Origin of the sequence: Mycolicibacterium arseniciresistens, from assembly GCF_030519285.1 — a bacterium.
Taxonomy (GTDB): domain Bacteria; phylum Actinomycetota; class Actinomycetes; order Mycobacteriales; family Mycobacteriaceae; genus Mycobacterium; species Mycobacterium arseniciresistens.
Genome location: NZ_JAUMSQ010000534.1, coordinates 1 through 1322, shown reverse-complemented (window position 1 = coordinate 1322; position 1322 = coordinate 1). Strand labels below are relative to the sequence as shown.

Genomic DNA, 1322 nt, shown 5'->3' with positions numbered 1-1322 from the left:
GAGCGGCAGCGGGCCGTCCGCGACGTCGAGCACGCCGCCCCACAGCTGCGGGTGTTCGGCCGCGGCCACCCGGGTCAGTCCCCACAGCGGTGCGTGGGCGAGGTCGCCGCCCTCGTGCACGCCGGTGGTCAGCACCCACACCCGCGCCGTCGCACCGGTCTGCAGCAGGGTGGTCAGCGTCCGGGTCACCAGGTCGACCGACGCCTCGGGCGCATCGTCGGACCGCGGCAGCACCAGCACCACCGCGGTGCGGCCCAGATCCCGCCACAGCTCCGGCATCTCGGCGCTCGCCGACAGCGCGGCGAGCTCCGCCGGATCCTCGAAGGCGCGGTAGGCCACCCCGGCGGCGGTGAGGTCACGCACCGCGGCGTCCAGGCCGTCGACATCTCCCCCGACGAGCACCACGCCACTGGGCAATTCGTCGTCGCGCCAGGGAATCTCGTGCCATGCCACCCGGTGCAGCATCCGGCCGGCGTCGTCGCCGGACAAGCCTCGCGCGGAGGTCTCGAGTTCCTCGAATCCCATCCCGGTGATCGACAGCAGCACCGCCCCCGAGGGGTCGGCGATCGAGACGTCGGTGACGGTGGTGCCGGGCCGCCGCCGCACCAGCAGCGCGGCGACCGGCGGCGGGTCGCCGTACACTCGCACCCCTTCGATGCGGGCGGGCATCCGCAGGCGCGGCGGCCCGTCGAAGATCGTCGAGGCGGCCGAGGTCGCGGCGTCCAGGAGCGACGCCCACGACGCGGGCGCCGATCCATCGGCCTCGGCGGCCACCACCGCCACCAGCTCGCCGTCGCCGCGACGCAGGTCCTCGACGTCCCAGCCGAAGCCCATCGCGGCGACGCCCAGCGTCGCGAGCGTGTCGATGACATGGCGCGGCGGCAGCAGCTCCGCGCAGCGGCTCCGGGCGGTTTCCAGGTCCAGATCGAGCTGCGGACAACGCATCTCGTCCGCGGCCAGTACCGCGCTGGTGTGGGTGAGCCAGCCGCCGTCCCGTGCGTCGTCACCCCCGTCGCCGTCCACCAGCCTGGTGGACAGGGTCAGCGCCCGGTCCTGCAGCACCACCTGCAGATCGCGGGCCCGCCCCGGCGCGACCGGTGTGCGCAACCGCACGTCGGCCAGGCCCGCACCGGCGTGCCCGCCGCTACTCGCCGCCGCCAGGAACGTGTTGAGCAGCACCGCGGCCGGGACGATCTCGGTGCCCTGCACCGGATGGTCTCCCGGGTAGGGCCGGCTGTCGACGTCGAGCCGGGTCTGCCACATCGTCGTCGCGACGGCGCCGGCGACGTCGGTCCGGCCGCCGAGCAGGGTGTGGGCGGCGG

At 75.1% G+C, this 1322-nt stretch carries 1 protein-coding gene; it reads right to left on the bottom strand.

Features of this window, described 5'->3' with window-relative positions; genetic code table 11:
* Positions 1 to 1322: SpnB-like Rossmann fold domain-containing protein (locus Q2100_RS31300; RefSeq protein WP_302917134.1), on the bottom strand; the 1322-nt coding region annotated here is incomplete at both ends.